Annotated in this window: 20 protein-coding genes; 4 read left to right on the top strand and 16 right to left on the bottom strand. The window is 48.1% G+C overall.

Going from position 1 to position 23689, the window contains the following annotated elements:
- Positions 1-28: 28 nt before the first annotated feature.
- The gene (locus ACDE64_RS11295; RefSeq protein ID WP_411350074.1) at positions 29-517 is read right to left on the bottom strand and encodes a hypothetical protein; all 489 of its coding nucleotides are present in this window, start codon (positions 515-517) and stop codon (positions 29-31) included.
- A 161-nt stretch (positions 518-678) separates the two neighbouring features.
- On the opposite strand from ACDE64_RS11295, the gene ACDE64_RS11290 reads away from it, so the two are divergent.
- Both ACDE64_RS11290 and ACDE64_RS11285 read left to right on the top strand, forming a co-directional pair.
- Complete coding sequence (locus ACDE64_RS11290; protein ID WP_411350073.1) at positions 679-1437, top strand: response regulator transcription factor; 759 nt, start codon at positions 679-681, stop codon at positions 1435-1437.
- Positions 1434-2690, top strand: coding sequence for a sensor histidine kinase (locus ACDE64_RS11285; protein ID WP_411350072.1), 1257 nt, complete (start codon positions 1434-1436; stop codon positions 2688-2690). Before ACDE64_RS11290 ends, ACDE64_RS11285 begins: the two co-directional genes overlap by 4 nt.
- A gap of 106 nt (positions 2691-2796) precedes the next feature.
- Here the strand turns inward: ACDE64_RS11285 and ACDE64_RS11280 are convergent, their stop codons facing one another.
- From ACDE64_RS11280 to ACDE64_RS11265, 4 genes are all read right to left on the bottom strand, one after another.
- Positions 2797-3993 (bottom strand): MFS transporter, encoded by a 1197-nt coding sequence (locus ACDE64_RS11280; RefSeq protein WP_411350071.1) that lies wholly within the window; start codon positions 3991-3993, stop codon positions 2797-2799.
- A 169-nt stretch (positions 3994-4162) separates the two neighbouring features.
- Positions 4163-5131 (bottom strand): helix-turn-helix domain-containing protein, encoded by a 969-nt coding sequence (locus ACDE64_RS11275; RefSeq protein ID WP_411350070.1) that lies wholly within the window; start codon positions 5129-5131, stop codon positions 4163-4165.
- A 270-nt stretch (positions 5132-5401) separates the two neighbouring features.
- On the bottom strand, positions 5402-5911 hold the full coding sequence (locus ACDE64_RS11270) for a hypothetical protein (protein ID WP_411350069.1): 510 nt from the start codon (positions 5909-5911) through the stop codon (positions 5402-5404).
- A 178-nt stretch (positions 5912-6089) separates the two neighbouring features.
- Complete coding sequence (locus ACDE64_RS11265; protein WP_411350068.1) at positions 6090-7835, bottom strand: ABC transporter substrate-binding protein; 1746 nt, start codon at positions 7833-7835, stop codon at positions 6090-6092.
- Positions 7836-8023: 188 nt separating this feature from the next.
- Between ACDE64_RS11265 and ACDE64_RS11260 the strand changes: the two genes are divergently transcribed.
- Together ACDE64_RS11260 and cyoE are read left to right on the top strand one after the other, a co-directional pair.
- Positions 8024-9298, top strand: a complete 1275-nt coding sequence (locus ACDE64_RS11260; RefSeq protein ID WP_411350067.1) for an MDR family MFS transporter — start codon at positions 8024-8026, stop codon at positions 9296-9298.
- Between the two features lie 371 nt (positions 9299-9669).
- Positions 9670-10596 (top strand): heme o synthase, encoded by a 927-nt coding sequence (gene cyoE / locus ACDE64_RS11255; RefSeq protein WP_411350066.1) that lies wholly within the window; start codon positions 9670-9672, stop codon positions 10594-10596.
- A 78-nt stretch (positions 10597-10674) separates the two neighbouring features.
- Here the strand turns inward: cyoE and ACDE64_RS11250 are convergent, their stop codons facing one another.
- The 11 genes from ACDE64_RS11250 to ACDE64_RS11200 all read right to left on the bottom strand — a co-directional run bounded on the left by ACDE64_RS11250 (position 10675) and on the right by ACDE64_RS11200 (position 23683).
- Positions 10675-11451 (bottom strand): hypothetical protein, encoded by a 777-nt coding sequence (locus ACDE64_RS11250; protein ID WP_411350065.1) that lies wholly within the window; start codon positions 11449-11451, stop codon positions 10675-10677.
- 120 nt (positions 11452-11571) lie between these two features.
- A complete protein-coding gene (locus tag ACDE64_RS11245) occupies positions 11572-14697 on the bottom strand; it encodes an efflux RND transporter permease subunit (protein WP_411350064.1) in 3126 nt (1041 codons plus the stop codon).
- Entirely contained in the window at positions 14694-16244 is a 1551-nt protein-coding gene (locus tag ACDE64_RS11240) for an efflux RND transporter periplasmic adaptor subunit (RefSeq protein WP_411350063.1), read from the bottom strand. Before ACDE64_RS11240 ends, ACDE64_RS11245 begins: the two co-directional genes overlap by 4 nt.
- A 304-nt stretch (positions 16245-16548) precedes the next feature.
- Entirely contained in the window at positions 16549-17223 is a 675-nt protein-coding gene (locus tag ACDE64_RS11235) for a response regulator (RefSeq protein ID WP_411350062.1), read from the bottom strand.
- A gap of 9 nt (positions 17224-17232) precedes the next feature.
- Positions 17233-18408: a sensor histidine kinase gene (locus tag ACDE64_RS11230; RefSeq protein ID WP_411350061.1), complete on the bottom strand. Its 1176-nt coding sequence runs from the start codon at positions 18406-18408 to the stop codon at positions 17233-17235.
- Positions 18409-18497: 89 nt separating this feature from the next.
- On the bottom strand, positions 18498-19742 hold the full coding sequence (locus ACDE64_RS11225) for an MFS transporter (protein WP_411350274.1): 1245 nt from the start codon (positions 19740-19742) through the stop codon (positions 18498-18500).
- Positions 19743-19872: 130 nt separating this feature from the next.
- Positions 19873-20349, bottom strand: coding sequence for a MarR family transcriptional regulator (locus tag ACDE64_RS11220; RefSeq protein WP_411350060.1), 477 nt, complete (start codon positions 20347-20349; stop codon positions 19873-19875).
- 79 nt (positions 20350-20428) lie between these two features.
- Entirely contained in the window at positions 20429-21142 is a 714-nt protein-coding gene (locus ACDE64_RS11215; RefSeq protein WP_411350059.1) for an MBL fold metallo-hydrolase, read from the bottom strand.
- Between the two features lie 64 nt (positions 21143-21206).
- Positions 21207-22208 carry a GTP cyclohydrolase FolE2 gene (gene folE2 / locus ACDE64_RS11210; protein WP_411350058.1) on the bottom strand — a complete coding sequence of 334 codons (1002 nt, stop codon included), beginning with the start codon at positions 22206-22208 and terminating at the stop codon, positions 21207-21209.
- An 18-nt stretch (positions 22209-22226) separates the two neighbouring features.
- On the bottom strand, positions 22227-23321 hold the full coding sequence (locus tag ACDE64_RS11205; protein ID WP_411350057.1) for a CobW family GTP-binding protein: 1095 nt from the start codon (positions 23319-23321) through the stop codon (positions 22227-22229).
- Positions 23318-23683: a DUF3024 domain-containing protein gene (locus ACDE64_RS11200; protein WP_411350056.1), complete on the bottom strand. Its 366-nt coding sequence runs from the start codon at positions 23681-23683 to the stop codon at positions 23318-23320. The genes ACDE64_RS11205 and ACDE64_RS11200 overlap by 4 nt, the downstream gene beginning before the upstream one ends.
- Positions 23684-23689: the final 6 nt, after the last annotated feature.

Raw genomic sequence — 23689 nt, 5'->3', positions numbered from 1 at the left:
AGCTGCTGTCTCGACCGGCCAACATTCATTATTGTTCATCGTCTGATTTGGACGTGCTATCTGTCGAAGCTGTATCGCTTTCTTGCTCTGTAGCTGCCGATGCTGTGGCTGCTGATTCAGCAGTTGCAGATGGTTCTTCCGTCTGTTGTTGCGCTGATGAATCTGTTGACGTTTCAGCACTGGTGGTTTCGTCCGTCTGTGGATCCTGCGCTGTTAATTCTTGGGGCTCCTGTAGCTCGAACATATGAATAAATTCCTGAATGATCGCATCTGTCGCCTTCAACTCGCCACTGATCACCGATTTGATCTCTGTATATTCCGGCTGCTCCAATTGTTGTACGAGTGTATTGCGCTTCACTTCCAATCGTTCCAGAAAAGCAACTGCACGCCCACGCCGGAACGTTTGTGCACTGCGAAAATGCTTTCTATCCTCTTCACTTCTGCCTCGTCCGCCTCTTGGGCCGCGATGCTCCCCATGATGATGTGGACCGCGATGTTCATGTTTTCCTTCACGCATAGTAATTCCTCCTTAGGTTTTGTATACATTTGTATACGTTTTGTTGATGTATACAAATGTATACAATAAAAGAACGAGTGTCAATATATACACAATAATTTTTTCACTTTTTTATATGGTTTACTTTCGATGACTGTTAAAAATACAATAGGATAAAACGAATGGAGCTGAGCTTCCATTCCGATTGCATGACTGTTACATTTCTGAATGAAGGTGATATGATGACTGTCCCTGTTCATGTTTTGATTTGCGATGACCATATTGCGGTGCATGAGAGCATATCTGCTTATTTGCAGACGGAAGGTATGAGCTTTGCGTCGGTTTTTCATGGTGAGGATGTGCTGCGGCGATTAGAGAACGAGCATTTTGACCTGCTGATTCTGGATGTGATGCTTCCGGGGCTATTTGGTACAGATATTTGCCGTAGTATTCGTCAACAGAGCGAGATTCCGATCATTATGCTGAGCGCTCGTTCTGAAGAAAGCGACCGCATTCTCGGTCTGGAGCTGGGCGCCGATGATTATATTACGAAGCCCTTTTCGCCGCGCGAGGTAGTGACGCGGATCAAGACGATCTTGAAACGCACACATGGTCATACCCAGACCACCCCGCCGGAAAAAGAAATTCGTGTCGGTGATATGATCATCGACCGACATGCGTTTGAAGTAAGAATTCACGGGCAGAAGCCTGATTTTACTCCGCGTGAGATTGAGCTGCTCATTTTATTTGCGTCTAATCGGGACTGCCTGCTATCACGAGAGCAGATTTTGAACAAGCTGTGGGGATATGATTATGCAGGTGATATTCGTGCTGTCGATCATCTGATCAAGCGGATGCGTAAGAAGTTTCCTGAGCAATCGCCCGGCTTTGAGATCAAAACGGTGTACGGCATGGGCTATCGCTTGGAGAGCATATTATGAAACGACTGCTTAGCAATCGCAAGCGTATTTACATCGCCATCCTGATTCTGTTTATCGTCGGGCAACTGACCGGGACGCTGGTTATTCGACAGCTCTTTTTAAATTACAAACTCAAGGACAACTACCCGCAGGCAGTTACACTTGCCCAGCGAATTGCGGTAAACGAGGACGATGTGACCTATCCGCAGGGCATGATCGTCAAAGCGTACCAGCTGGACGGGCAAACACTGGCGACCGCAGCGGCGAATCGAGTACCAAAGCTATTCCTGCTGGACGAAGAACAATTCCGTCAACAATTGACTGCATATATTCCCGATGTGATCCAGCAGCAGCCCTTTGCCATCATTCGCAATATCGGTGGATTGCCGAGCGATTCGGTCGTAGTTGCTGCTCCGGTCGTTCGGGATGGGCAGACTATTGGCGTTATCTTTCTGTTGCAGCCGATTGCCGAGTTTCAGGCGGTATTGAACGGCTTCTACCTCGTATTCACGGCGACGCTGCTGCTCGGTACGTTTGTCATTGGCTACTTTCTATCTGCTTATGTCAAAGAAGTACGGCGCTTGGATAAGCTGCGCAGTGATTATGTCGCCAACATTAGTCATGAGCTGAATTCGCCGATTGCCTCCATTCGTGCCCTGACGGAAACGCTGGCGGATGGCATGGTCCAGCAGGAAGAGAAACGGCGTAATTATTACAGCATCATCCTGACGGAATGTGGACGGTTGCAACGACTGATCGGCGATGTGCTGGAATTATCCAGAATGCAAAATAACCCCCATAGCCCGGAGCGACAGCGGATTGATATGGTAGCGTGTATGCAATTTGTGCAGGAACGGTACGCTTTTCTGGCGGAAGATTTGGACATTGATTTTCAACTAACGAAAGCGGCATTGCAATTACCGGATGCGTATGGCAATCGGGATAAGCTACTTCAGCTGCTCAATATTTTGCTAGATAATGCGATGAAATTTGTGGGTGAGGAAGGTGTCATCCAGCTGGATGCAGTGGTGGAAGCGAGGCAGATTGTTATTATGATTACGGATAACGGCGAAGGCATTGCATCGCAGGATTTGCCGTATATTTTTGAACGATTTTACAAAAGTGACCAATCTCATCCCGGCAACGGTAGCGGCTTGGGATTGTCGATTGCGAGTGAAATTGCAGACAGTCTCGGTGAGAAGATTAGCGTCACCAGTCGTCCGGGAGAAGGCAGTACATTTCGTTTTACAATCAAACGCGCGGTGGACAAGTGAATCTGTCCCCGCGCGTTTTAAGTTGTTTATTGTTTTCGTGTTGGTGTGAATGCTTTTATCTGGTACTACACTGGTACTACAATATTATTACTCTTTGGAATCATTCTCACCGTGTCGCAGTCTGTTGTTGTACCGATCTGCGCCACACACCTGCAACAGCAATCAGTACAATAATCAGCAGCCCTCCAATCAGCATGAATGGTATATACCGATTCACCTCATACAGTAATGTGGACAACAGCGGCGCAATAATCGCAGCAATTCCCTGCATCATCGCTACGAATCCGGCGGCACTTCCTTGTTGCTCTGCACGAACCGACAGCGATGCACCCGCCATGAAGCCTGGCATCAATAGCCCCGCACCCAGTCCAAATAGGAAAAAGGCAAGATCATACACCATCGCCTGCCGTCCGATCACAAAGCAAACGATACCAAGCAGCATTAAGACGCCCCCGACAGCGACCATACGTACGGGATTCCAATGCAGCCAGCGCATCTGTACAATCTGCATGATCAGCATCGCAACCCCGGAGAACATTAACCCCGCCGATACCATCTGCGCCGTAGCCGTAGCCGACAATTGCAGCTGATCTTGAAAATAAAATCCGCCAATAACCTGCAATGTCACAATCCCGATCATCGTTGACAGCCCAGTTAGCAGATAAAATCGCAAGCTCGGTTGAAGCATACGAATAGCTGCTGGTTTGCCATTTCTAACTGGCGCAGGTGCTGGTGGCATCATCCAGAGCACCATCAGGAAAGCAGCCGCAGCCAGTACAATGCCAAAATACAGCGGCCATAACAGCCCAATCCAGATAAACGCTCCTGCCGTCGCTGGACCGAATATCAATCCCATCCCATTCGCGGCTCCAATCACCGCCATACCAGACGAACGCTCCTGCTCTGAAGTAACATCGCTCATATAAGCTTGTGAAGGCGACAGGATCGCCGGAATACACGCTCCGACCAACGCACGCGTAACGATCAACAACACCACAAGCAGCGTTCCGCCCAACCATGCTTGCAGACCGCTATACAGCACCAATGTAAATAATAGACAGCTGATGCTCATCCCTGCAAAACCGATCAAAATGACTAGTTTGCGCCCTTTCCTATCGCTCCATCTTCCCCATAGCGGCGCCATGACCGCCATCGCGACAGAACCGAGCGATATAATGAAACCGGAATGAATTTCCTGCAAGCCCAGCTCACGAATGAGCGAAGGCATAATTGGCGCAATGAGCATCAGTCCCAACATGGCGACGAATACACTGCAAAAGATACTGATCTTAATCTTGTTCATCCTGCTCTCTCCCTTCCTGCTACAGTCCGTTTACAGTTATGATGGACTGCTCTGTACGCAGTATAAGAGAGAATTCATGCACGTACCGCCGCGTAACGGATAAGAGGAACGCAAGACGGATTTTATTGTATATCGTTTCTACCGCATTTCTACATCATTCCCAGTATATTTAGTAGAGCTTGCGCACCGAAGACGGTTTCACCCCATACTGTCGAATGAATTGACCAGCAAAGGAACTCATATTGCTGTACCCCACTGCTGTTGCCGCCCCAGTTACATTCATCTCACCGCTACGCAACAGCTGCATCGCATGCTGCAATCGAATCTGACGCAGATAGCCATAGACTGTCGTGTCATAGCACGCTTTGAAGCCCTTTTTTAATTTAAAATCATTCAGCCCGACGAGTCGCGATAATTCCAGCAATGAAGGTGGTTCTGTCATGCGATGCTGAAGCACTTCTGCCGCACGCTTAACCTTGCTCAGATCATCACGCGACAACCCATCCGGCAAACGCGGTCGATCCAGCAGCTGACACATATAATGCTGAAGCAGCTCCAGCGCTGCCGATTCCAGCAGCAGCGGCGGATAATCGTCATTACGAAGCGCATCTAACAATACATGTACGTGATGCTGCTCATATGGACCGTTATCAAATATCATTTGCCGAAACGCCGCCCCACTGCGCAAATATTCAAAATCCAGCTTGCCTGCCGGATCCATTCCGCGCAGTGCATACTGAAATAAGGATACTGGAATTCCCATCCCCAACGCCTCGATTCGCTCGGTTGTACCATGCTCATAATCAATCGCAAAATCGCTCAGCAGATTCAGTGATCCTTTGCCTTCTTCCATACAATACGAAACGTCACCAATCGCCGCATACCGTTTACCCGAAAAGGCAAATTGCAATTCCACCATCTGCCCCTGACATGTGAATCGCCCCGGATTCGGTTGATCGTAATGACAATCCCAATATGCCAGCTCCAATCCGCTATATGTAGTCACTCGCTGAATACTGCCATTACCTAGCTGCGGAGACAGCGTATATTGAACGCCATTCTTCCTCTGCTGCTGTGTAAACGGTATATGATCGAAAAAAAGGCTATAGATCCGCTCCAGATTCTCGTCAACATTCATGTTCCTCTGCTCCTTTCAATGGTACGGTTGAGATGATCAAGTGTGATATGGTTGCATATCGTAGTATGCGCAGCAATCAAAATATTCTTTTTTACAAATGATAATTATTCTCAATTAAAAGTACAGTATTTTATCTTTCTGAGCAACGTTTATATTGCCATCTTCTACGACACTTTTAGAAAGAAATCTCGCATTTCCGTACAAATCCCACGACAAAAAAGCCGCAATCCATTGTTCTAATGGATGCAGCTTTGCAATAGACCATGCTCATTATTCGCTTTCCAGTGCCTGTTCTGTCGATCGCATTTTTTCCTTTTCCATCTGTTTATCGATGCGATGCCGAATCTCGTGCAGTACCATCGTCAAAATCTCACGTCGTTCGCTCAGGTCAATCAATGCTTGCCGCAGTCCAGCGCGCTCCATACTGGCATCCTGTTCGCTAATCCGGTAGCGCGCGAGTGACTCGGCGCCACGAATAATCTCTTCCTGCAATTCGCGGATATAATCGGTGACCACTTCCAACGATTCCAAATATACCTCGTTTGCATGACCTTGCAGCGGCGAACGCACAAATCGATCCGCATAATCGCCTTGCACTTGTACAAGCGCAAATGCCGGATTGCTCAACAGTAACTGCAAGCTTTGCATTTGCATTTCAGCCGGCATTCGGTCAATCCCAATCGCTTCATTGTGCTCCACCATTCGCTGCAGACAGCGTTGTAGTTCATCTCCGCCTGCTGGCAGCTTGTCCAATTCGGTTTTACGTACAAAATAGATCATCGCTATCTCCTCATTCCGACATGGTATGGTGCATTTCGCTATTGATTTTCTAATTCCGGTGGAGTAGTACCCCACACATTTCCAAAACGAAGCGTGTTTCGCGTAATTGAGCTATTTTGTCTGCCACACCATCATGTAACGCATATTTATACGAGCTAAACGATTTTCTACGGATTCCTTACCGATTCTTGATCCACAACGCCGACAAATTAGGAAAACCAAAGGAATCAAGATGCAATCCGTATAAATTCCGGTTAAAATAGGCGCGTTGATTAATATGATTCCCGAATAGTAGCCAATGTTCCTGCTGCAATCGATTAACAATTTGTGTGAGCCGCTGTCTTCGCTCTCCTTGCTCCTTGCGCATAATGTCATACAGCATCTCATGAATCTGCTGCAATTGCTCTGCATTCAGCATATGATGCAAATAATTCGCCTCATTCGAAAAATAATTGATCAGATCCCATTCCCAATCGTCCTCTAATACTTCCACCGCGAGCACCATATGTCCGCCAGCGACTAATTTGCGCTCCTGCGGCTCCAGTTCCAGCTGTAATCCGATCTGCTGGGCACGCTGCTGCAACCATTCCGCTTCGCGCCGTTCCTCGTATTTATCGACGAACGTCAACGTCAATATCTCGCCAGCATAGCTGCTCTGTGCCAATTGCTGACGCACTTGCTCCAGCGATACTTCTGGAAAAGACATCTTCGCACTCTGCCATGGCAAAAAGCTGCCTGCCGACGAGATTCGGTCGCCCCCCAGCTCACGCCGCATCGTTTCCCGGTCATACAGCATACGAATCGCTTGCCGGAAGTTATCTTCATGCTGAACACCCGGTATGTGGAAATTGAACAGCATATATCGTCCGCCCTGCGCAGGTTGATTAATCAGACGGCTGTATTGCTCCTCTTCCTCACTGCCGTTACTCAGTCGATAATATCGATTGTTATGCCCTTCTTCCGGCATAAACCATACGTCCACTCGATCCAGCATCGGACGATATCCATAATATCCGTCAAAAGCGATCAGTGACAGCTTACTGTCAGAACGACGAGCAATTCGGAATGGTCCACTGCCATTAATCGTCTCCTCACCCTGCTCATGTTCCGGTACGATCCCCATAAAAATATTAGCTAATAAATGCAAAAACATCGCATTGGGCTGCATCAGGTAAAAGGTCAATGTGTAGTCGGTATGCACAACCACATCGCGAATATCGCTATACAGCCAGCCGATATTGCGCCCGCGCTGCTGCAAACGTTGCACCGTAGCATAGACATCTCGTGCTGTGAGCAAGCTGCCATCGTGAAAACGAATCCCTTTGCGTAAATAAAATGTCCATTCCGTATAATCCTCATTCGCTTCCCAGCGATGCGCAATACGCGGTGAAAAATCTTCGTGCTGTGGATCATAGTAGACGAGCGTATCGAATAACTGTCGCAGCAGAAACACCTCGAATGCAGTAAATACTTTGACCGTATTCAGTTCTTCCAGCGGTCGGTAACGAATCATGCGCAGCACATCCTGCGTACTGCTCTCCTCCTGTTCGCGATGCAGACCAAGATAGATATTGATCCGCTGCCATAATCGTTCCCGAAATGGCTCGTCATTCTCCATACGACCTGTCAGTTCCAGCGCTTCCTTTACCCGATCTCGATGCAGCAGCTGCTCCACCTGCTGCTCTACTAATTCATGATGATGACACCGAAATTCAAGCTGCGAATGATTGCCGCGCCCTCGTCCCGGTTGCCAGCTAATCCAGCATCGATCCTCCAGCTTGCGCAGTACAAACTTTACATTCCGCGGTGTGCAGTACAGAATATCCGCCAGCTCAGCAATCGTCGCTGTACAGATCGATGGCACGTTACGCTCATGGTTCAGTCGGTCATACAACTGCATATATTGCAGCGCCTCATGCTCCATCCATCTCACTCCTCTCCTATTGTCCGCATTATCCGTGCTAATCGCAATTGGGGACGATTCGATATGTAAAGTCATTTTCACTAAAAGGTGAAACTTACATATAAAAGCTTACTCTTTTTCTTCTCCTTTTTTCTTTTTACAATAATAACAATTCATCTGACGTATTGTAAAACATAGGAGTGTTGATCATGATTGCCAAACATCTTACCGCTATTCATCCACTCGCTTGGACCGTCATTATTGGGACGGTATTCGGGCGTCTCGTCACTTCCATGAGCATTCCATTTCTGGCGATCTATCTGACTTCAACGCTTGGCATTGCCGCTACGGAAACGGGTCTAATCATCGCTGCCAGTTCCTTGGCAGGCGTGGCTGTCAGTTTCTACGGCGGGTACATATCCGACCGGATTGGACGCAAAAAAGTAATGCTGTTTTCCGCCTTTTTCTGGGCGCTTGTCTTTTTCGGCTTTGCTGCTGCGGATCAGATCTGGATGTTCTTTGTTGTGAATGTACTTAACGGAATCTGCCGCGCTGTATTTGAACCCGCATCACGGGCGTTATTGTCGGAAACGACACCGCCAGAGCATAAGCTGCTTGTGTTCAATCTTCGGTATGCTGCGATCAATATCGGTGTCGTATTCGGACCGATCATCGGATTACAGTTAGGTTCGGCACAATCGACCTTTCCCTTCGTCATTGCCGGGTTCGTCTATATTGTGTATGGTATTGTGCTGGTCGTACAGTTTGCCGCGCATCGCGATGTGGCGAATGTGCACATATCCAGTGACGTTGTGAAGCCACGTCTTGGTGAAGCATTGCGTGTGACGACATCGGATCGCATCTTCCTGTTTGTATTGATCGGAACCATCTTCTGTGTGCTTGGTTACGGTCACTTCAGCTCTACACTAGCTCAATATTTATCACTGACACCTGACCTGCAAAACGGCAGTACGATCTTCTCCTATATGCTGGCTGCCAATGCGGCGATTGTACTGATCGTGCAGTATCCGGTTGTACGCTTTGCCCGCCGATTTCGCCCGATTGTGCCGTTGATTATGGGGAATCTTCTCGTCGTATTGTCATTGATCATCTTTGGCTTCTCACACAATCTGTTCTCGTTCCTGATTGGTGTATTCGTATTCACCGTCGGCGAAGTATTGATGTTCACCATGATGGATATATTGATCGATCATATTGCGCATCCCGATTGGAAAGGCACGTATTTCGGAACGATTGGATTCAACAACATCGGTAATGTGCTGGCACCGATCACAGGCGGATTGCTACTAGATCACTACGCTGCACAGGGTGGCTGGATGGTATTCGTACCACTTGCGCTGTTGACCGCAGTCGGTCTACCCTTCCTGTTCGCCGCCCATCGTCGCTTGACGATTCGAGATCAACATCAGACAGAGCAACAACAAAACTCGCTTCCTGACAAATCCAGTGCAGCTCGCGCGTAAGTGATGCAACCATTGCTTTGTTGCTCAAGAAAGTATCATCCAATGCACGCTGGCCGTTATGCTGGCTGGTTCACCGACTGTTTCCCCCTAACGAACATCGGTTGCCGCACATAACGGCCTTTTTTGCTGGCAATTAACGTTTTCCATGAAGATATGGTTTATTTTGCTGGTCTAATGTGTATTTATCTTAATATGATATCAATGTTCATACATATTTTCACAAAGATTCCTATACTTTTGTGAAAAAAGTTATAAAGTTTTCACAATTTCATGTCTTAATTTTTAAAATCATCATTTACAACGCGTGTTTGTACCTTATAAATGGTATGATAAACGCATACAATACATCGAAACGGGTGACATATATAGAGATGAAAAATCAAACAGGTCAAGCTGCACATGCAAATGTACAGGTACATTCACTGCCTGCCATCTTTTTTGCTACGATCAAAACGGGGATCATCAAATCCAATCTGATTGCAATGTTCGCAGGGTTGAGCATGGCGATCTACGTGTTCCATCTTTCTTTTTTTGAGCATATCGGAGCGATCATTCTTGCATTTATCGGTTCTTCGCTCGTGATCGGTTCTGCGGGTGCGTTTAACAATTTGTATGATCGTGATATTGATGCGATTATGGAACGTACCAAAACGCGTCCAACCGTAACTGGTAAAATGGATGCGCCGAACGGTCTAGCAATCGGAACGACAATGGCGCTGAGCGGTGTAGCGCTGCTGTATGTTAGCTCTCCGCTAGCAGCATTGTTCGGCTTCCTTGGACTGTTCTTGTACGTGGTGCCTTACACCATGTGGACCAAGCGTAAAACGATCTACAATACCGAAGTTGGTAGCCTGTCTGGCGCTGTACCTCCATTGATCGGTTGGGCTGCTGTATCTAGCGATCTGGGACACTGGGAAATCTGGGCGTTGGTCGTAACGATGCTGCTGTGGCAAATGCCTCACTTCTACGCCATTGCGATTCGCCGTTTTGACGAATACAAAGCAGCCAGCGTACCGATGCTGCCAGTTGTGAAAGGTCTGAAACGCACGTATGCACAAACGAATTTCTACCTCGTATTGCTCGTACTATCCAGCTTCATGTTCTGGCCGCTTAGCCCGTACATCGCTGGTGTTGCATTCGTACTAAGCACCGCATGGCTCGTATTCAGCTTCAAAAGCTATGATAAAACCGATGTTGCTCCATGGGCGAAGAAAATGTTCATTTTCTCCCTCAACCACATCACATTGCTGTTCCTGATCATCATCGCCTTCTCGCTGATCGCAGAATGGCTGAGATAATCGTTAAATAACAAACGCAAGGCTGCACTGGAATATTCCGGTGCAGCCTTTTTTTGATGTAGTTGATTTCATATTCATTCAATGTACACGCCCAGTGCCTAGTGTAGAAATGAACTGTGATTGTCCATTTATTTGCATACATTCATCCAGCAATTCTGGATGCTGTTCCATATAATCCAGCCATAGCCGCACAAGCTGTACACGATGCGAAGACTGCAATTGCTCTCTTTCCCTATCCAGCAATTGCTGCCAGCGCTTTTGTCTGAGCGACGGGTACAGGTACTGCTTATGCAGCTTCTTTTTCGCGGTGTACAGATAAGCGGCTCGCTGCAATCCGGTGTCTAGCAAACGATTGGCGGAAGGTGACAGGTTGAATTTGAATTGGTGCAAATGAGCGGTAAAGGCGTCGCATTCTTTTTTCTGCATTGCATCCGTGAGGTCATTACCATAGTGACGTTCATGAATGTAGATTTGTAGCATTTCGATTAGTAGTTGACTGAGCCAATATTCATATTGCTTCGCTTGCTGCTGTTGTCCCTCTGTTTCCTTTTGCTCTTGGTTATAATCATCATATTCGTAGTGATGTACTTTGTGAGCATCTACTTTGTGAGAAGTATATATTCCGTTTGTATCATAGAGATACTCGTTGTTCTTGTTATCATCCACAATGGTCATGTATAGCTGGATCAACCAGCCCATTTTATGCTGTGGTGCCAGTGTGTGGTCAGCATACAATTGGAACATTGTCTGCTGGATTTCTGCTATCCATACATGTGCTGGGTTCTCAAGCTTTCCTTTTACCTTTGCCTTCTCCACTGAGAATACTTCCGCAGAAAAGGAATGCCTGGTCGTCATGCTTTGCCCTCCTCTCATTGTGTACAAATAGGAGGCAGAATCTAGATCTGCCTCCAGCTTGATTGTGTACAAATAGGAGGCAGAATCTAGATCTGCCTCCAGCTTGCAGTCGTTATCCAATTAAGGCGTTAGCTGCTGTTGCTTGCGTTTTTCTAGCCGTTGCTGCTTGCGTTCTGCCTTGCGAATGTGACGCTTTTCTTTCCACTGTGCAACGACCATATACAAGGATGGTACGACGAACAACGTTAGAATCGTTGAGAAGATCAGACCGAATATAATAACAACGCCAAGCGGGCGGAACAGCAGCTCACCAATCGTAGCGATTGGGATCATACCGACGATGGCGGTTAATGACGTGAGCAGAATCGGACGGAAACGTGCAGATGCTGCCTGAATCACCGCTTCTTTTAGCTCCATACCTTCACGCCGTGCATCCTCGATAAACTCGATCAGAACGATACCATTCCGTACGACGATACCGGCGAGTGCGATAATACCCATAATCGCCATAAAGCCAATTGGTGTCTGGGTAATAAACAGTCCAAGTACTGCGCCTGCCGCCGCCAGATACACAGTCGTCATAATAATAAATGGAATGGACAATGAGTAGAATTGGATCACGATCAGGATAAAGATAATGAATACCGCGACGATGAACAATTGCCCCAGATCGCCGAATGTATCTGCCTGATCGGATGTCTCCCCGCCTACTTCCCACGTATAACCTTCGGGGAAATTCATCTGTTCCAGCTTCGGTGTAATGTCGCCCATCACTTCAGTAGCGGTACGACCATTTACGTCTGCTTCAATTGTATTCACGCGTTGCAGATCGTAACGATCAATCTGCTGAATCGTAAAGCCCGGCTTCATTTGTACGATTTGCGACAATGGTACCTGTGTACCTGCGCTATTGGTGACATTCACCTGTTGTAGCAGTTTATTCGGACTGGACGACTCTGCATCATTCATATACAGCTTGATATCCACAAGATCCTGTCCATTGTCGAAGTCGCCGACATTAATGCCGCTTCCCATCATTAACAGCGTCTGGGTCAGATCGTTGTAGCTGACTTTATAACGATCCATCGCCTGCTTGTTCACAACAAAATCCAGTGCGTAGTTGTCATTGCCCATCGTATCGGTAATCCCGAATGTGCCCGACGTTTCGCTGATAATTTGCTTGATCTGATTGGTCAGACTGCGCAGTTCATCCAGATCGTCACCAGCAATGCGAATCGATACCGGCTTACCGACGGATACGCCAAGTGCTGCGCCTTTGACCGAGATTTCAATACCCGGATATAGCTGTTTGAGCTGGTCAGACCATTGCTCTGTTACCTGTTCTATATCCATTCCGGTCTTACCGGTAATCAGAATCTGACCGGTGTTCGTGCCACTGCCTGAACCGCCGCCAATGCCACTGAACAACAGTGGTGCTCCACCGCCGGCTGCATAAGCGGTTTTCTCAATTCCTTCTTGTTTGCCAACCCATGTTGCCATACTTTGCATGACCTTATTCGTTTCCTGCAATGATGTGCCAGATGGTAGCGAGACACTAATCGTAATGCGTGGGTCTTCGGAAGTTGGGAACAACTCGACCGGTGTAGCTGCTGCCAGTCCATAAATGCCAGTACTGACAATCAGACCGATCAATGCAATCAGAAGCGGCTTTTTCAATACACGTGGCATTAGCTTATGCGCATAACTATTGCTAATCGCCTGAATCTGACGACCGAGAATACCGGCAGGACGATCCAGACGGCGCTTACCACGTTCCAATTGACGCTCTTCATACCACTGACGGAAGATCGGGATGATCGTGAGCGACATAATCATCGACGCCAGCATACAGAGCGAGATAACCGTCGGAATCGGACGGATAAAGGCACCCATATCACCTTGCAGCAGCATCAGAGGTACGAATGCCGAGATGGTAGCGAGTGTAGCCGTAATAATCGAGACGGATACTTCCTTCGTACCTTTGATCGCTGCGTCGGTTGGACTCTCCCCAAGTGTGGATAGCCGTCGTTCGATATTGTCATTCACGACGACCGCATCATCGACGAGAATCCCCAGTACGATAATGAGACCGACAATCGTAATCTGATTGAGCGTAATCCCCAATCCCGGCAAGAAGATCAAACCGAGCGCAATCGAGACTGGAATCGCCAATGCAACGAATCCGGCAGTCAGCCAGTTCATACCGAGCGTACAGATTAGAATAACGGCGATGATCGCAATGATCATTTCCTTGATCAAATCTTTGAAAATGCGATCCACTTCATCGTTCTGAGCGAATAGCGACTCCATCTTCACATTGCTGGGCAATGTTTTTTCTAATGAAGCCATCTTCGTATTCAGGCGATCCTCCATCGTTGGCACGTCAGAACCAGTCTGGCTGCTAATATCGAGTGAGATTGCCGGGCTGCCATTGTAATAGCTAAGCTGGGTTTCGGTTGCTTTACCTAGCTCAATCGTTGCGACATCCTTCAGATAGACAGGGATACTGTTATCGTTTTGGGAAACGACAATATTTTGAAGTTGACTGTAATCAGTCGACTTATCTACGGTGATCTGGTAAGTACGGTCGTCATAGGTGAGATTACCGGTTGGTACGCGGTTATTCTCTCCTTGAATTGCCTGCTGCACCGTTTCCCACGAGATGCCGTATTGCTGCAATTTGGACATGTTCACACTGATGCGCACCTGCTGATCAGGAATACCGGCGATGGATACTTGCGTAATGCCGGGAACCGAGCGCAGCTGACTTTGCCAAGTAGTCATCAGATTATTCAGTGCGTACAGATCGTCTTTGTTTTTGGCATAAATGGCGTACGATTTGACGAACGATTGCGTCAGATTGTCGTTCACGACTGGTGCATCGGCATCCTGTGGCAATTGCGCTTGTGCGTCCTCGACTTTGCGCCGCAGCTCATTCCACGTATCCGTTGCATCGGCATCATCCTCCGCCTGTACAGTAATACGAGATACCCCATTACTAGATGTCGATGAGATCGTCTTGAGATCGGTGACTTCCTTGATCTTCTGCTCTAATACTTCTGTTACGGTCTGCTCCATCAGCTCAGGTGTAGCACCTGCGTAGGTAGTTGTGACGGTAGCTGTTTTGACAATAACGTCGGGCATCAGCTGTTTGGGTAGCTGGCTAACCTGTGCGACGCCGAAAATAATCAGCATCACGAAGAACAAAATCGTAATTTTACGCTTCTGGACAAAATATTTGATCATTGTGCACCAGCCTCACTGTCAGCTCCATTGCTAGAGGCTGCGGGACTGCTGGTTTCGTTCGTTCCGGTAGTACTTGAACCGTTGCTGGCACTAGAATCAGATGCACCGGCGGTAATTTCATCTCCATTAAATAGGCGGTCGGCACCGCTGGTCACGACTTTGTCGCCGACTTTCAGACCACTAGTAATCTGATATTGATTGTTGTAGACTTCGCCCAGCTTGACGGTCGTTTGAACCGCTTTGCCGTTGACTGCTTTGAATACGTACGGATCGTTGCCGGAGCTGATCACAGCTTCGGTTGGTAATAGAATGCCCTGCTGTGCAGAAGTTTGACGGGATGCATTCACAACCTGTCCCGGTTTCCAGTCGCGCTGCGGGTTGCTAATCACAACCTCCACGTTAATCGAGCCGGTATTTTCGTTTGTTTGCGGGCTCAGGCTTGTTACTTTGCCTGTACGCACATCGTTGTACAATTGCACACTTACCTGCTGACCGACTTTCCAGCTGGCAATATCGCTGTCCGCCACTGGAAGCTGTACCTTCAGCTTGCTAATATCGCCGATCTGGAACAAGGGAGAGCTGCCATTGCTACCTCCACCGCCGCCAGCACTAACCGATTGACCGACGGATAGATTTTTCTCCAAAATCGTACCAGATGCGGGCGCCTTCATACTCGCACGAGACAGGTTCAGCTTTGCGGTTTGCACGGCGACGACTTTCTGGTCGTATGCTGCTTGCGACTGCTGCACACCAGCATTCGCTTTACTCACCGCGGCATTTGCCTGTTCGACGCTTGCCTGCGCACTCTGGATGCCGACCTCTGCTTCTTTGACAGCAGAAGCAGCTTTGGCACGATCTGCTGTGCTGGAGCCTTCCTGCGTCAGGGATAATTTCTCCTGCGCATCATTAAGTGCAGTTTGGGCATCGGAGAACGCGGTTTGTGCTTTTTCATAATCCTGTTGGGTCATCAGACCGTTATCGAGCAGTGTCTGCGAACGAGTCGCTTCAGTCTTCGCTTGATTGTAAGCAGTTTGTGCCTGACTTACTGCATTTTGCGCCTGAGCAAGCTCCTGCGAACGAGCGCCGGATTGTACGTCCTGTTCGCTGATGCGGGCGCTTTCCAGCTTCGCCTGCGCCGATGATACACCTGCTGCCGCAGATTGTTGTCCCGCACGGGCATCGCTCAGGGACGCTTTGGCGCTTGCCAGTGAAGCGTTCGCTGCGGATACATCCTCTTGCGCATTTTGCAGAGATAATTGTAGATCGGCAGTGTCCAATCGGGCGAGTACTTCGCCTTTGCTAACGGTATCGCCAATATCCTTACTTACGCTTAATACGGTTCCAGCTGTTTGAAAGGACACCGGGGTCTGCTCATAAGCAGTCAGTGTACCGGACAAATCATAACTCGCATTAAGTGGCTGTTCTTTGACCGTTGTCATCTGCACGGTACTCGTTGTTGGCTCTACCGCCGCAGGTTCGCTGGAACAGGCTGCCAGACTGGCAACCAGCACCACGGATGTGAAGGCCATCGGCCATTTTCTATTCATACTTCCAGTATCCTCCCATAATCGTTAATATGATCTGCACTCCTGTATTCCACACTACCAAAATCGACAAAATTCGGAATCGTCCATACGTGCAACTGCCCTTTTTTACTTTTCTGCCCAAAAGGGCAGTTGCGGATTGCCCTTTTTGCAGCAGTACGCAAAAAACACTCATCCCTGAGGATGAGTGTGCTGTGTAAACACGGGTTGGAGCTATGACTGTTATGGTGAGCGATGATTGGTGACAGGATTCATTTTCAGCTGTCCATTTGATCCTTGCATGCTACTTGCTCTCCAAATTGTATATTTACAGATGCACGATGCCCTTTTCAATTGCAATCGCTACCGCTTGTGCTCGGGAATCGACGCCCAGCTTGTTATAAATGTTCGTCAGATGCGCCTTGACCGTGCGTTCAGATATGCCCATATCGAAGGCGATGTCCTTGCTCCGATGTCCATGTGCAATCGCCTGCAATACAACCTTTTCCCGATCAGATAACAGGATAGCGCTATAGCCTGATGAACTGGCTGTAGTACGTACAGGCGGAGTCGGCGTCATTGCTTTGCTGCGCGCCTGAAAGACAGTCTGCATAATCTCCGGCTGTAACAGCGTCTCGCCGCGAATCGCTGAATCCAGCGTACGGAACAGATTCTCACGCTTAGAATCCTTCAGCAAATAGCCACGCGCGCCCATCGCCAGCCCTTTGACCATCAGATCGTCTTCGTTATACGTAGTCAAAATAACAACCGGAATGGTGCACTGCTGTTGTTGCAATTGCTCCATCGCTTCCAATCCGTCCATGATCGGCATATTCAGATCCATCAGAATCACATCCGGTTGTAGCTCCTGTGCGAGCCGTACCGCAACCTGCCCGTTCTCTGCTTCGCCAACAACCTGATAATCGTCGCTCGTTTCCAGAATGAGCTTCAACCCTTCACGAACGACAAAGTGATCGTCAACGATCAGTACTTTATATTTCATGTCACCCTCCTATCTGAGCGGAATCTCAATCTCAATAATCGTGCCCTTCGGCTTATTGGGCATAATATTCAAGTTCCCATACATAATACGTACCCGTTCGCGAATACCGAGCAAACCGTAATGCCCCGGCTGCTTGCCTATCTGCGACGTGTCCAGTCCACGTCCATCGTCGACGACACGAATTAGCATATGCTCATCCTGTAAGCCGAGCCACAATGCGGCATAATGCGCTTCGGCATGACGTGCAATATTGGTCAGACATTCGCGTACAATATGCAAACTATGCTCCATTTGCAGTGGAGACAGCTCCTGCGGAATCGTAAGTTCAGTATGCATCGCAATCCCTGTCGCTGCCTGAAAACGATTCACTTCATTTTGCAGCAAATGACCAAAATCGGTATCATCCGTCGATTGCAGCCGCAAATTGTCAATCACCTCACGAGCTTCCGCCAGCGTGGTACGCGCATTGTCCATCGAAGACGAGACGATCTCACGCGCACGGCTTGTATTGTCTTTGCCTAGATGCACATGTACCGCTTCCAACTGCATGATAATACCAACCAATCCTTGTGCCAACGTATCATGCAGATCGCGCGCCATCCGCTGACGTTCATTGGCAACGGTCAATTCTTCCACCTGCCGATGGGCTTTTTCCAATTCTTCTAAGAAATTCTGGGTACGCACGCGGGCATAATACTGCCGCAGCATGAGATTCACGATGCTGATGACAATAATATTCATAACGGTTACGAGCGATAGCGATAATGCTAGTCCAGCTACTCCATCCGTCGTCAACGTATACCATAATACGATCGCATAGCCGAGCGCCATGAAGAAGAACATTTTCACTTTGTCATAATACGCATATAGAAATTGCCCTGCTAGCAGCGGATACAAGCCCAGCTGTACAAGCGCATAACCATAATGGGAAAAATAAATAGTGGATACGCTCAGCAATACCTGAACGGTAAAATAAAGCCATACCCATTTTTGCGAAAATCGGTCGAAAAACCAGTTCATCACCATAAACGCAAACAGTAGCAACATCAAAATGCCTACATGTACCGCGCTCTGTCTGGCAACGGTCACGATAATGCTGACTCCGATCTGGATAATGAATATCCAGAGTACTGTAATCTTTCTGGCTTCACGAGCGATTCCCGAAAAATGATGACTGTTCTGCATAGTTTCACCCTTTCACCTGTCTACTCCATTATATCAGGTGTGGGCAGTTGTATATTGTACTTTTGGGTATGCCCTTTTTGGTGAGACGATTATTGGTATGTCTTGCGTCCGCGATACAAAACGAGAATTGCCAGACTGATCAATATTACGCCCATAAAGGCAGGTGCGGTATGACCGAGCGATACATAGATCTGACCGCCAACGATGGGACCGATAATGCGTGCTAGCGATTGGATGGATTGACTACCGCCCTGAATACGCCCTTGTTCACTCGCCTCTGCCGATTTGGATAACATCCCGTTAAAGGATGGTCCGAAGATCGAATCGCCGAAGCCGAAGGCAAGCATACCGATAATGAGCAGCGGATAGAAGCTGAAGATCGCTGATGCAGCAATAAAGATATAGCCGACAATCTCTGCAACCATGCCTAGTGTGGCAATCTGTGAATCGCTCATCTTTTTGAGTAGGCGTGGCATGATAAGTCCTTGCGAGACGATATCCTGAATACCAATGATGGAGAAGATCAAACCGATCACGGTCGGTTGCCAGTGGAAGTTATCGATTGTGAATTGGGAGAAGATTGCTTGCAGCGATCCGTTCGGAATCCAGAGCAAGAATGCTGACAATAGCAGACGTTGCAGATTCCGCATAGACATTACAGTGAACAGCTGGGTAAACGGGTTTAAGCGAGATGCTGTCATGCGAGGTAAGCGATGGCGCACGTCCAGACTTTCCGGCATATAGATCAGACCGTAGATCATCGTAACAAGCGTGATAGCAGCGCCAAAGTACATCGGTACCGCATAGCCGAAATGAGCAAGCAGTCCGCCGATTGTAGGACCGATAACGATACCGACGCCTGTCATTGCGCCAACCCAGCCGAAGTACTTGGTACGCTGCTCACGCGGAGTGATGTCGGCGAAGTAAGCGAAGATCGTGCCGATACTGCCGCCCGTCAGACCTTCAATGATGCGTCCGAGGAACAGTACCCATAGCGCGCCACCGATACCGAATACGATATAACCGATGGCAGAACCGAACAGGCAGATAAGCAGTAATGGACGACGACCGAAACGATCGCTCAGTGCGCCGAGTCCGGGCGAAGCGATGAAGACGCAAAAGGCATATACGGATAGCAGTAACGTCACGACTGTTGCCTGCTGCCCCGGCGAACTAACATAAGGCTGAACGAGAAATGGAACCACTGGCATAATAATGCTAAAGCCGATCCCGCATAGAAATACGGCGATCAGACCGAATACGAGTGCCTGTTTATTGACAGCGGGTTCCGGTGTGGAAGAGTTGGGATTAGAGGTTGATTTGGACAAGTTGATCTCTCCTTGAATAGTTATTTTGTTTCCTGGTTGACAATATCATGGAATTATTTTGTTTCCTTGTCAACAAAAATACAAAATAAAAAAACCACCCTCATATGAGGATGGCTGTTGATTGTGTCCAAAGAGATTAAATAATATGCTTGGTGTCGTGTTCCACTTTGCGAATATGTTCATCCAGATGACGACTATATTGATCGATAAAACGAAGCATACCGTCGTATTGTGCATCTGTAATCTGCTCAAACACTGGTTGATCGCGTTCCTGAAATTCCCGGTGTAGCTCTTCATGAATCTGATCGACCGCTTTGCCCTTCGGTGTCAATCGGAAGTAAATTTCTTTTTTGTTCTCTGATTTCTGGTAGCTCTCGATCAAGCCTTTTTCCATCAGCTTTTTGGTCATTTTGCTAATTGCACTGCGCGTCATATAAAAAGCTTCTGCCAATCGGGTCACGTTAGGATCTTCGTATTTGCCGATATATTCAAGGCAGTGCACTTCTGATGAGGTATGCCCTCTCAGGCTTACTTCCATCTTGCTCTTGTTGAGCCACACCATTTTGTTAAATAAATCGCGGAACTCCTGCATAACCTGTTCCTGTTTGTCCATAAACGATCCCTCCTGATACATCCATTATATGGCGTTATTGTTTCCTTTTCAACAATAACGAGTAATAAACGGAGAGAATCTAGCCGTTCATCTGACATACCGCCAAACGATCCAATAATTGTTGTAGCTTTGCCTTCCCATCATGACAAACGCCGCCATGATAGCAGATCAATGTGTCAAAATCATACTGCATCAGCTTGTGCAGCGAAGCGATTGACTGCGGCATATTTTCCGTCAATTGTACTGGCGGTAATACCAGCTCCTCGTCGATATAAAAGACCAGATCACCCGCTACGAGTGCGCGCTCACGCTCTAGCAGCAGGCAGACATGCCCGGATGTATGACCCGGTGTATGAATCACTTCGATTCCGCTCATTATGTTGAACTTCTGCCCATCCGTCACATAACGGTCGACTCGTCCAGACGGCAGGACAGACAACGATGACTGCCATGGCACAACATTATGTTTGAGCAGCGGAATGTCACCGCGAATATACGGTGCATCCTGTGCGTGTGCATAGAAGGTGGCATACTGATTGGCGACATCCAATTCCGGCAGACAGCCGATATGATCCAGATCCTGATGCGTTAGCAGCACACTATCGAGCCACTCTGGCGATGTACCTGCCAACTGAAGCTGATACGACAGTTCTGCATATTGCCCCGGCAACCCTGTATCCACAAGCATACGATACTGTCGATCCTTGATCAGCAGGGGATAAATGATGCTCTGCTTCCCCATAAATTCCATATCCAGCTCTAGCAGCGTAAGCTGATCATTGATTGCAATCATTCTGTCTTCACTCCAATGATGGGCTTTATCGTCAGACGTTATCGTTTGTACTAGTTTCTATTGTTTACTGCTGATTTCTATTGTTCATTGCATCCGGTCGTCGATATGAGACAGTGCCAACCGCATCATGCTGATGAATAGATTCTTCATTTCGGCAACGGATGACAAAGGACTGCACCCAATCTTTTTCATACAGATCGGCGGCGGTTAGTCGCAGCATATCCTCTACAAAACGCGGATTCTCATACGCCTGCTCGGTCACATGCTTCTCATCGGGACGCTTGAGCACCGGATACGGCAAACTGCTGGCATTGCTCGTTGCCGCTTCCAACAGCTGCTCCTTCCAATCGTATGGAAGGTTATGAATCGGCGTGATGGTAAATTCCACGTATCCACGCTGATTGTGTGCACTATATTCACTAATCTCCTTGGAGCACGGACAGAGCGTTGTCACCTGCACCTGCAAACTGGCTTCTATATCAAATGATCGCTGATCACGATGATCGATGGTCGTAGAGCGATCATCGTGATCATGATATGCGATGTGCAAGCCGACTTTTGCTGAGTTAAGCCCTGTTAATGCTGTCATCGGTGCAGCCTGCTCGTAAAACCAATCGTACGTCACATGCAATTGACTATGCTGCTGATTCATGGCGTTTGCTAGATCAACAGTCAATGCGCACAGCTCTTGCAGACGATCGCTCAATCCGCGTCGTCTCGCTTGCTCCAGTTGCTCCGTCAATCTACTCATATTGATGCCACGCGCAGTCGATGGCAAGCTGGTCGTCAATTGAAAGCAAGCATTGACCGTCATCTGCTCCGGCGCCAGTAGAGACTGAACAACGAGCGGATAATGCAAATTGCCGATGCCGACCCCTTCAAGCGCAAATAGAAAGTCGTTATGTGTATTTTGCAGATCATGCATCTGTTCCTTGCGAACAGGCTTATTGCCATGCATAGGCTCTACCGAACCGAACAACCTCAGGCGCTCGGATTTGGTTGGTAGTTTGCGTTTGTGAGGGAAATCGTTCAGATCGGTTGTTATACGTTGCTGCTTCGTATTCATCGTTGACTCCTTTGCAGATCAGGTAAAAGATGACGGATGTACAGGATGTGGTGGTATGGATGGCGGGCTATACGTTGCTGGTTCGGCTACACAATCCGCGAATTGCTTCTGAAACCATGCTTCATCCAGATGCTTGCCGATAATGACGATGCGACTGCTACGCGGTTCTTCCTGTTGCCAGCTACGATCTGTATTGATACCAAGCATCATATGCACGCCCTGAAACACCACTCGCTGCTCCACATTCGCTACATGCACGATGCCTTTATACCGATACGTATCCTCCGCATGCAGCATGAGCCACTCGTCGATAAAACGGTTGATACGCTGCAAGTCCAGCGGTCGATCTTCCTGTAACACAATACTCTGTACCTCGTCCTCATGATGGTGATGATGCGCATGTAGAAAGTCGGGACTGACTTCCAACTTCTGCTCCACATCAAAGGAATAGATGCCGAGCAATTGCCCAATGTTCAGACTTGAATATTGAGTGCGATGAATCGGTGCATAAGCATTTATGCGGCGCAGTCGCGCTTCAAGCTGCTGCAACTGCTGTTCAGCTACCAGATCGGTCTTGTTCAGCAGCAGTACATCAGCAAAAGCAATCTGCGCCTTCGCTTCCGGCCCTTGATCCAGATGAAAATGCGCATGATAGGCATCCACCAGCGTCAATACCGCATCCAGCTTGTAGAATTGTGCCAGTAGCTCCTCCGCCAGAAACGTTTGAATGACTGGCCCCGGATCTGCTAGTCCCGTCGTCTCGATCACAATACGATCAAAGTCTCCTTTGCTTGATGCTTCCTGCTGCTCTTCATTCGATATCTCATCCAATTGACCAAATTTGCGATGCAGCAATTGAACTGCAATATCCACCAGATCGCTGCGCACAGTGCAGCAGATACAACCATTGTTCATCTCAATGATCTCATCATCCGCACGAACGATCAGTTCATTGTCGATCCCGACTTCACCAAATTCATTAACGATGACTGCTATCTTCTGCCCATGGTCGCCTGTTAACAGATGATTCAGCAGCGTCGTCTTGCCAGATCCGAGAAAGCCTGTCACAATCGTAACCGGAATCCGTGGATCGCCGAGCTGATCCTGTCTCATCCCAATTCCTCCTCTTCTGTCCATTCCGGCCAGAACAGCCGATGTTTATCTTCCTCCACCATTTGCAATTGCTGGTCAAAATCAGGTGTCGGCGCAATCTCTTCCACAGGACGCCATTGCTGCGAGTTTGGTTGAAATGCATGCACATGCCAGTAACCATCCACCAGTACAAAGCGCGCAACTGGTGTGCTTTCCCATATCTGACGTTTTACTCCCGGCAACTGTTCATGCAATGTCAGACTCTGATCATCCAGATCGTAAACAAGCTGTACCGATGTGCGCATTGGCGCAGGTACTTTGGCATGAATATAACCGTCTATCGTCCGCCGTACTCGGTACATAGTGAACGTATCCATCGTCATCTGCTT

The organism is Paenibacillus sp. WLX2291, assembly GCF_046603665.1.
Lineage (GTDB): Bacteria > Bacillota > Bacilli > Paenibacillales > Paenibacillaceae > Saccharibacillus.
The sequence above is the reverse complement of the archived record's forward strand: the minus strand, read 5'-3'. Positions and strand labels throughout refer to the sequence as shown.

What these genes read in the sequence shown, in the direction of transcription:
- ACDE64_RS11280 (WP_411350071.1), bottom strand. Translation starts at nt 3,993, where the DNA reads ATGAACAAGATTAAGATCAGTATCTTTTGCAGTGTATTCGTCGCCATG.
- ACDE64_RS11265 (WP_411350068.1), bottom strand. Translation starts at nt 7,835, where the DNA reads ATGGAGCATGAGGCGCTGCAATATATGCAGTTGTATGACCGACTGAAC.
- ACDE64_RS11275 (WP_411350070.1), bottom strand. Translation starts at nt 5,131, where the DNA reads ATGAATGTTGACGAGAATCTGGAGCGGATCTATAGCCTTTTTTTCGAT.
- ACDE64_RS11230 (WP_411350061.1), bottom strand. Translation starts at nt 18,408, where the DNA reads ATGCAGAACAGTCATCATTTTTCGGGAATCGCTCGTGAAGCCAGAAAG.
- ACDE64_RS11200 (WP_411350056.1), bottom strand. Translation starts at nt 23,683, where the DNA reads ATGACGATGGATACGTTCACTATGTACCGAGTACGGCGGACGATAGAC.
- cyoE (WP_411350066.1), top strand. Translation starts at nt 9,670, where the DNA reads ATGAAAAATCAAACAGGTCAAGCTGCACATGCAAATGTACAGGTACAT.
- folE2 (WP_411350058.1), bottom strand. Translation starts at nt 22,208, where the DNA reads ATGAATACGAAGCAGCAACGTATAACAACCGATCTGAACGATTTCCCT.
- ACDE64_RS11260 (WP_411350067.1), top strand. Translation starts at nt 8,024, where the DNA reads ATGATTGCCAAACATCTTACCGCTATTCATCCACTCGCTTGGACCGTC.
- ACDE64_RS11295 (WP_411350074.1), bottom strand. Translation starts at nt 517, where the DNA reads ATGCGTGAAGGAAAACATGAACATCGCGGTCCACATCATCATGGGGAG.
- ACDE64_RS11220 (WP_411350060.1), bottom strand. Translation starts at nt 20,349, where the DNA reads ATGGACAAACAGGAACAGGTTATGCAGGAGTTCCGCGATTTATTTAAC.
- ACDE64_RS11240 (WP_411350063.1), bottom strand. Translation starts at nt 16,244, where the DNA reads ATGAATAGAAAATGGCCGATGGCCTTCACATCCGTGGTGCTGGTTGCC.
- ACDE64_RS11270 (WP_411350069.1), bottom strand. Translation starts at nt 5,911, where the DNA reads ATGATCTATTTTGTACGTAAAACCGAATTGGACAAGCTGCCAGCAGGC.
- ACDE64_RS11235 (WP_411350062.1), bottom strand. Translation starts at nt 17,223, where the DNA reads ATGAAATATAAAGTACTGATCGTTGACGATCACTTTGTCGTTCGTGAA.
- ACDE64_RS11285 (WP_411350072.1), top strand. Translation starts at nt 1,434, where the DNA reads ATGAAACGACTGCTTAGCAATCGCAAGCGTATTTACATCGCCATCCTG.
- ACDE64_RS11290 (WP_411350073.1), top strand. Translation starts at nt 679, where the DNA reads ATGGAGCTGAGCTTCCATTCCGATTGCATGACTGTTACATTTCTGAAT.
- ACDE64_RS11215 (WP_411350059.1), bottom strand. Translation starts at nt 21,142, where the DNA reads ATGATTGCAATCAATGATCAGCTTACGCTGCTAGAGCTGGATATGGAA.
- ACDE64_RS11245 (WP_411350064.1), bottom strand. Translation starts at nt 14,697, where the DNA reads ATGATCAAATATTTTGTCCAGAAGCGTAAAATTACGATTTTGTTCTTC.
- ACDE64_RS11250 (WP_411350065.1), bottom strand. Translation starts at nt 11,451, where the DNA reads ATGACGACCAGGCATTCCTTTTCTGCGGAAGTATTCTCAGTGGAGAAG.
- ACDE64_RS11205 (WP_411350057.1), bottom strand. Translation starts at nt 23,321, where the DNA reads ATGAGACAGGATCAGCTCGGCGATCCACGGATTCCGGTTACGATTGTG.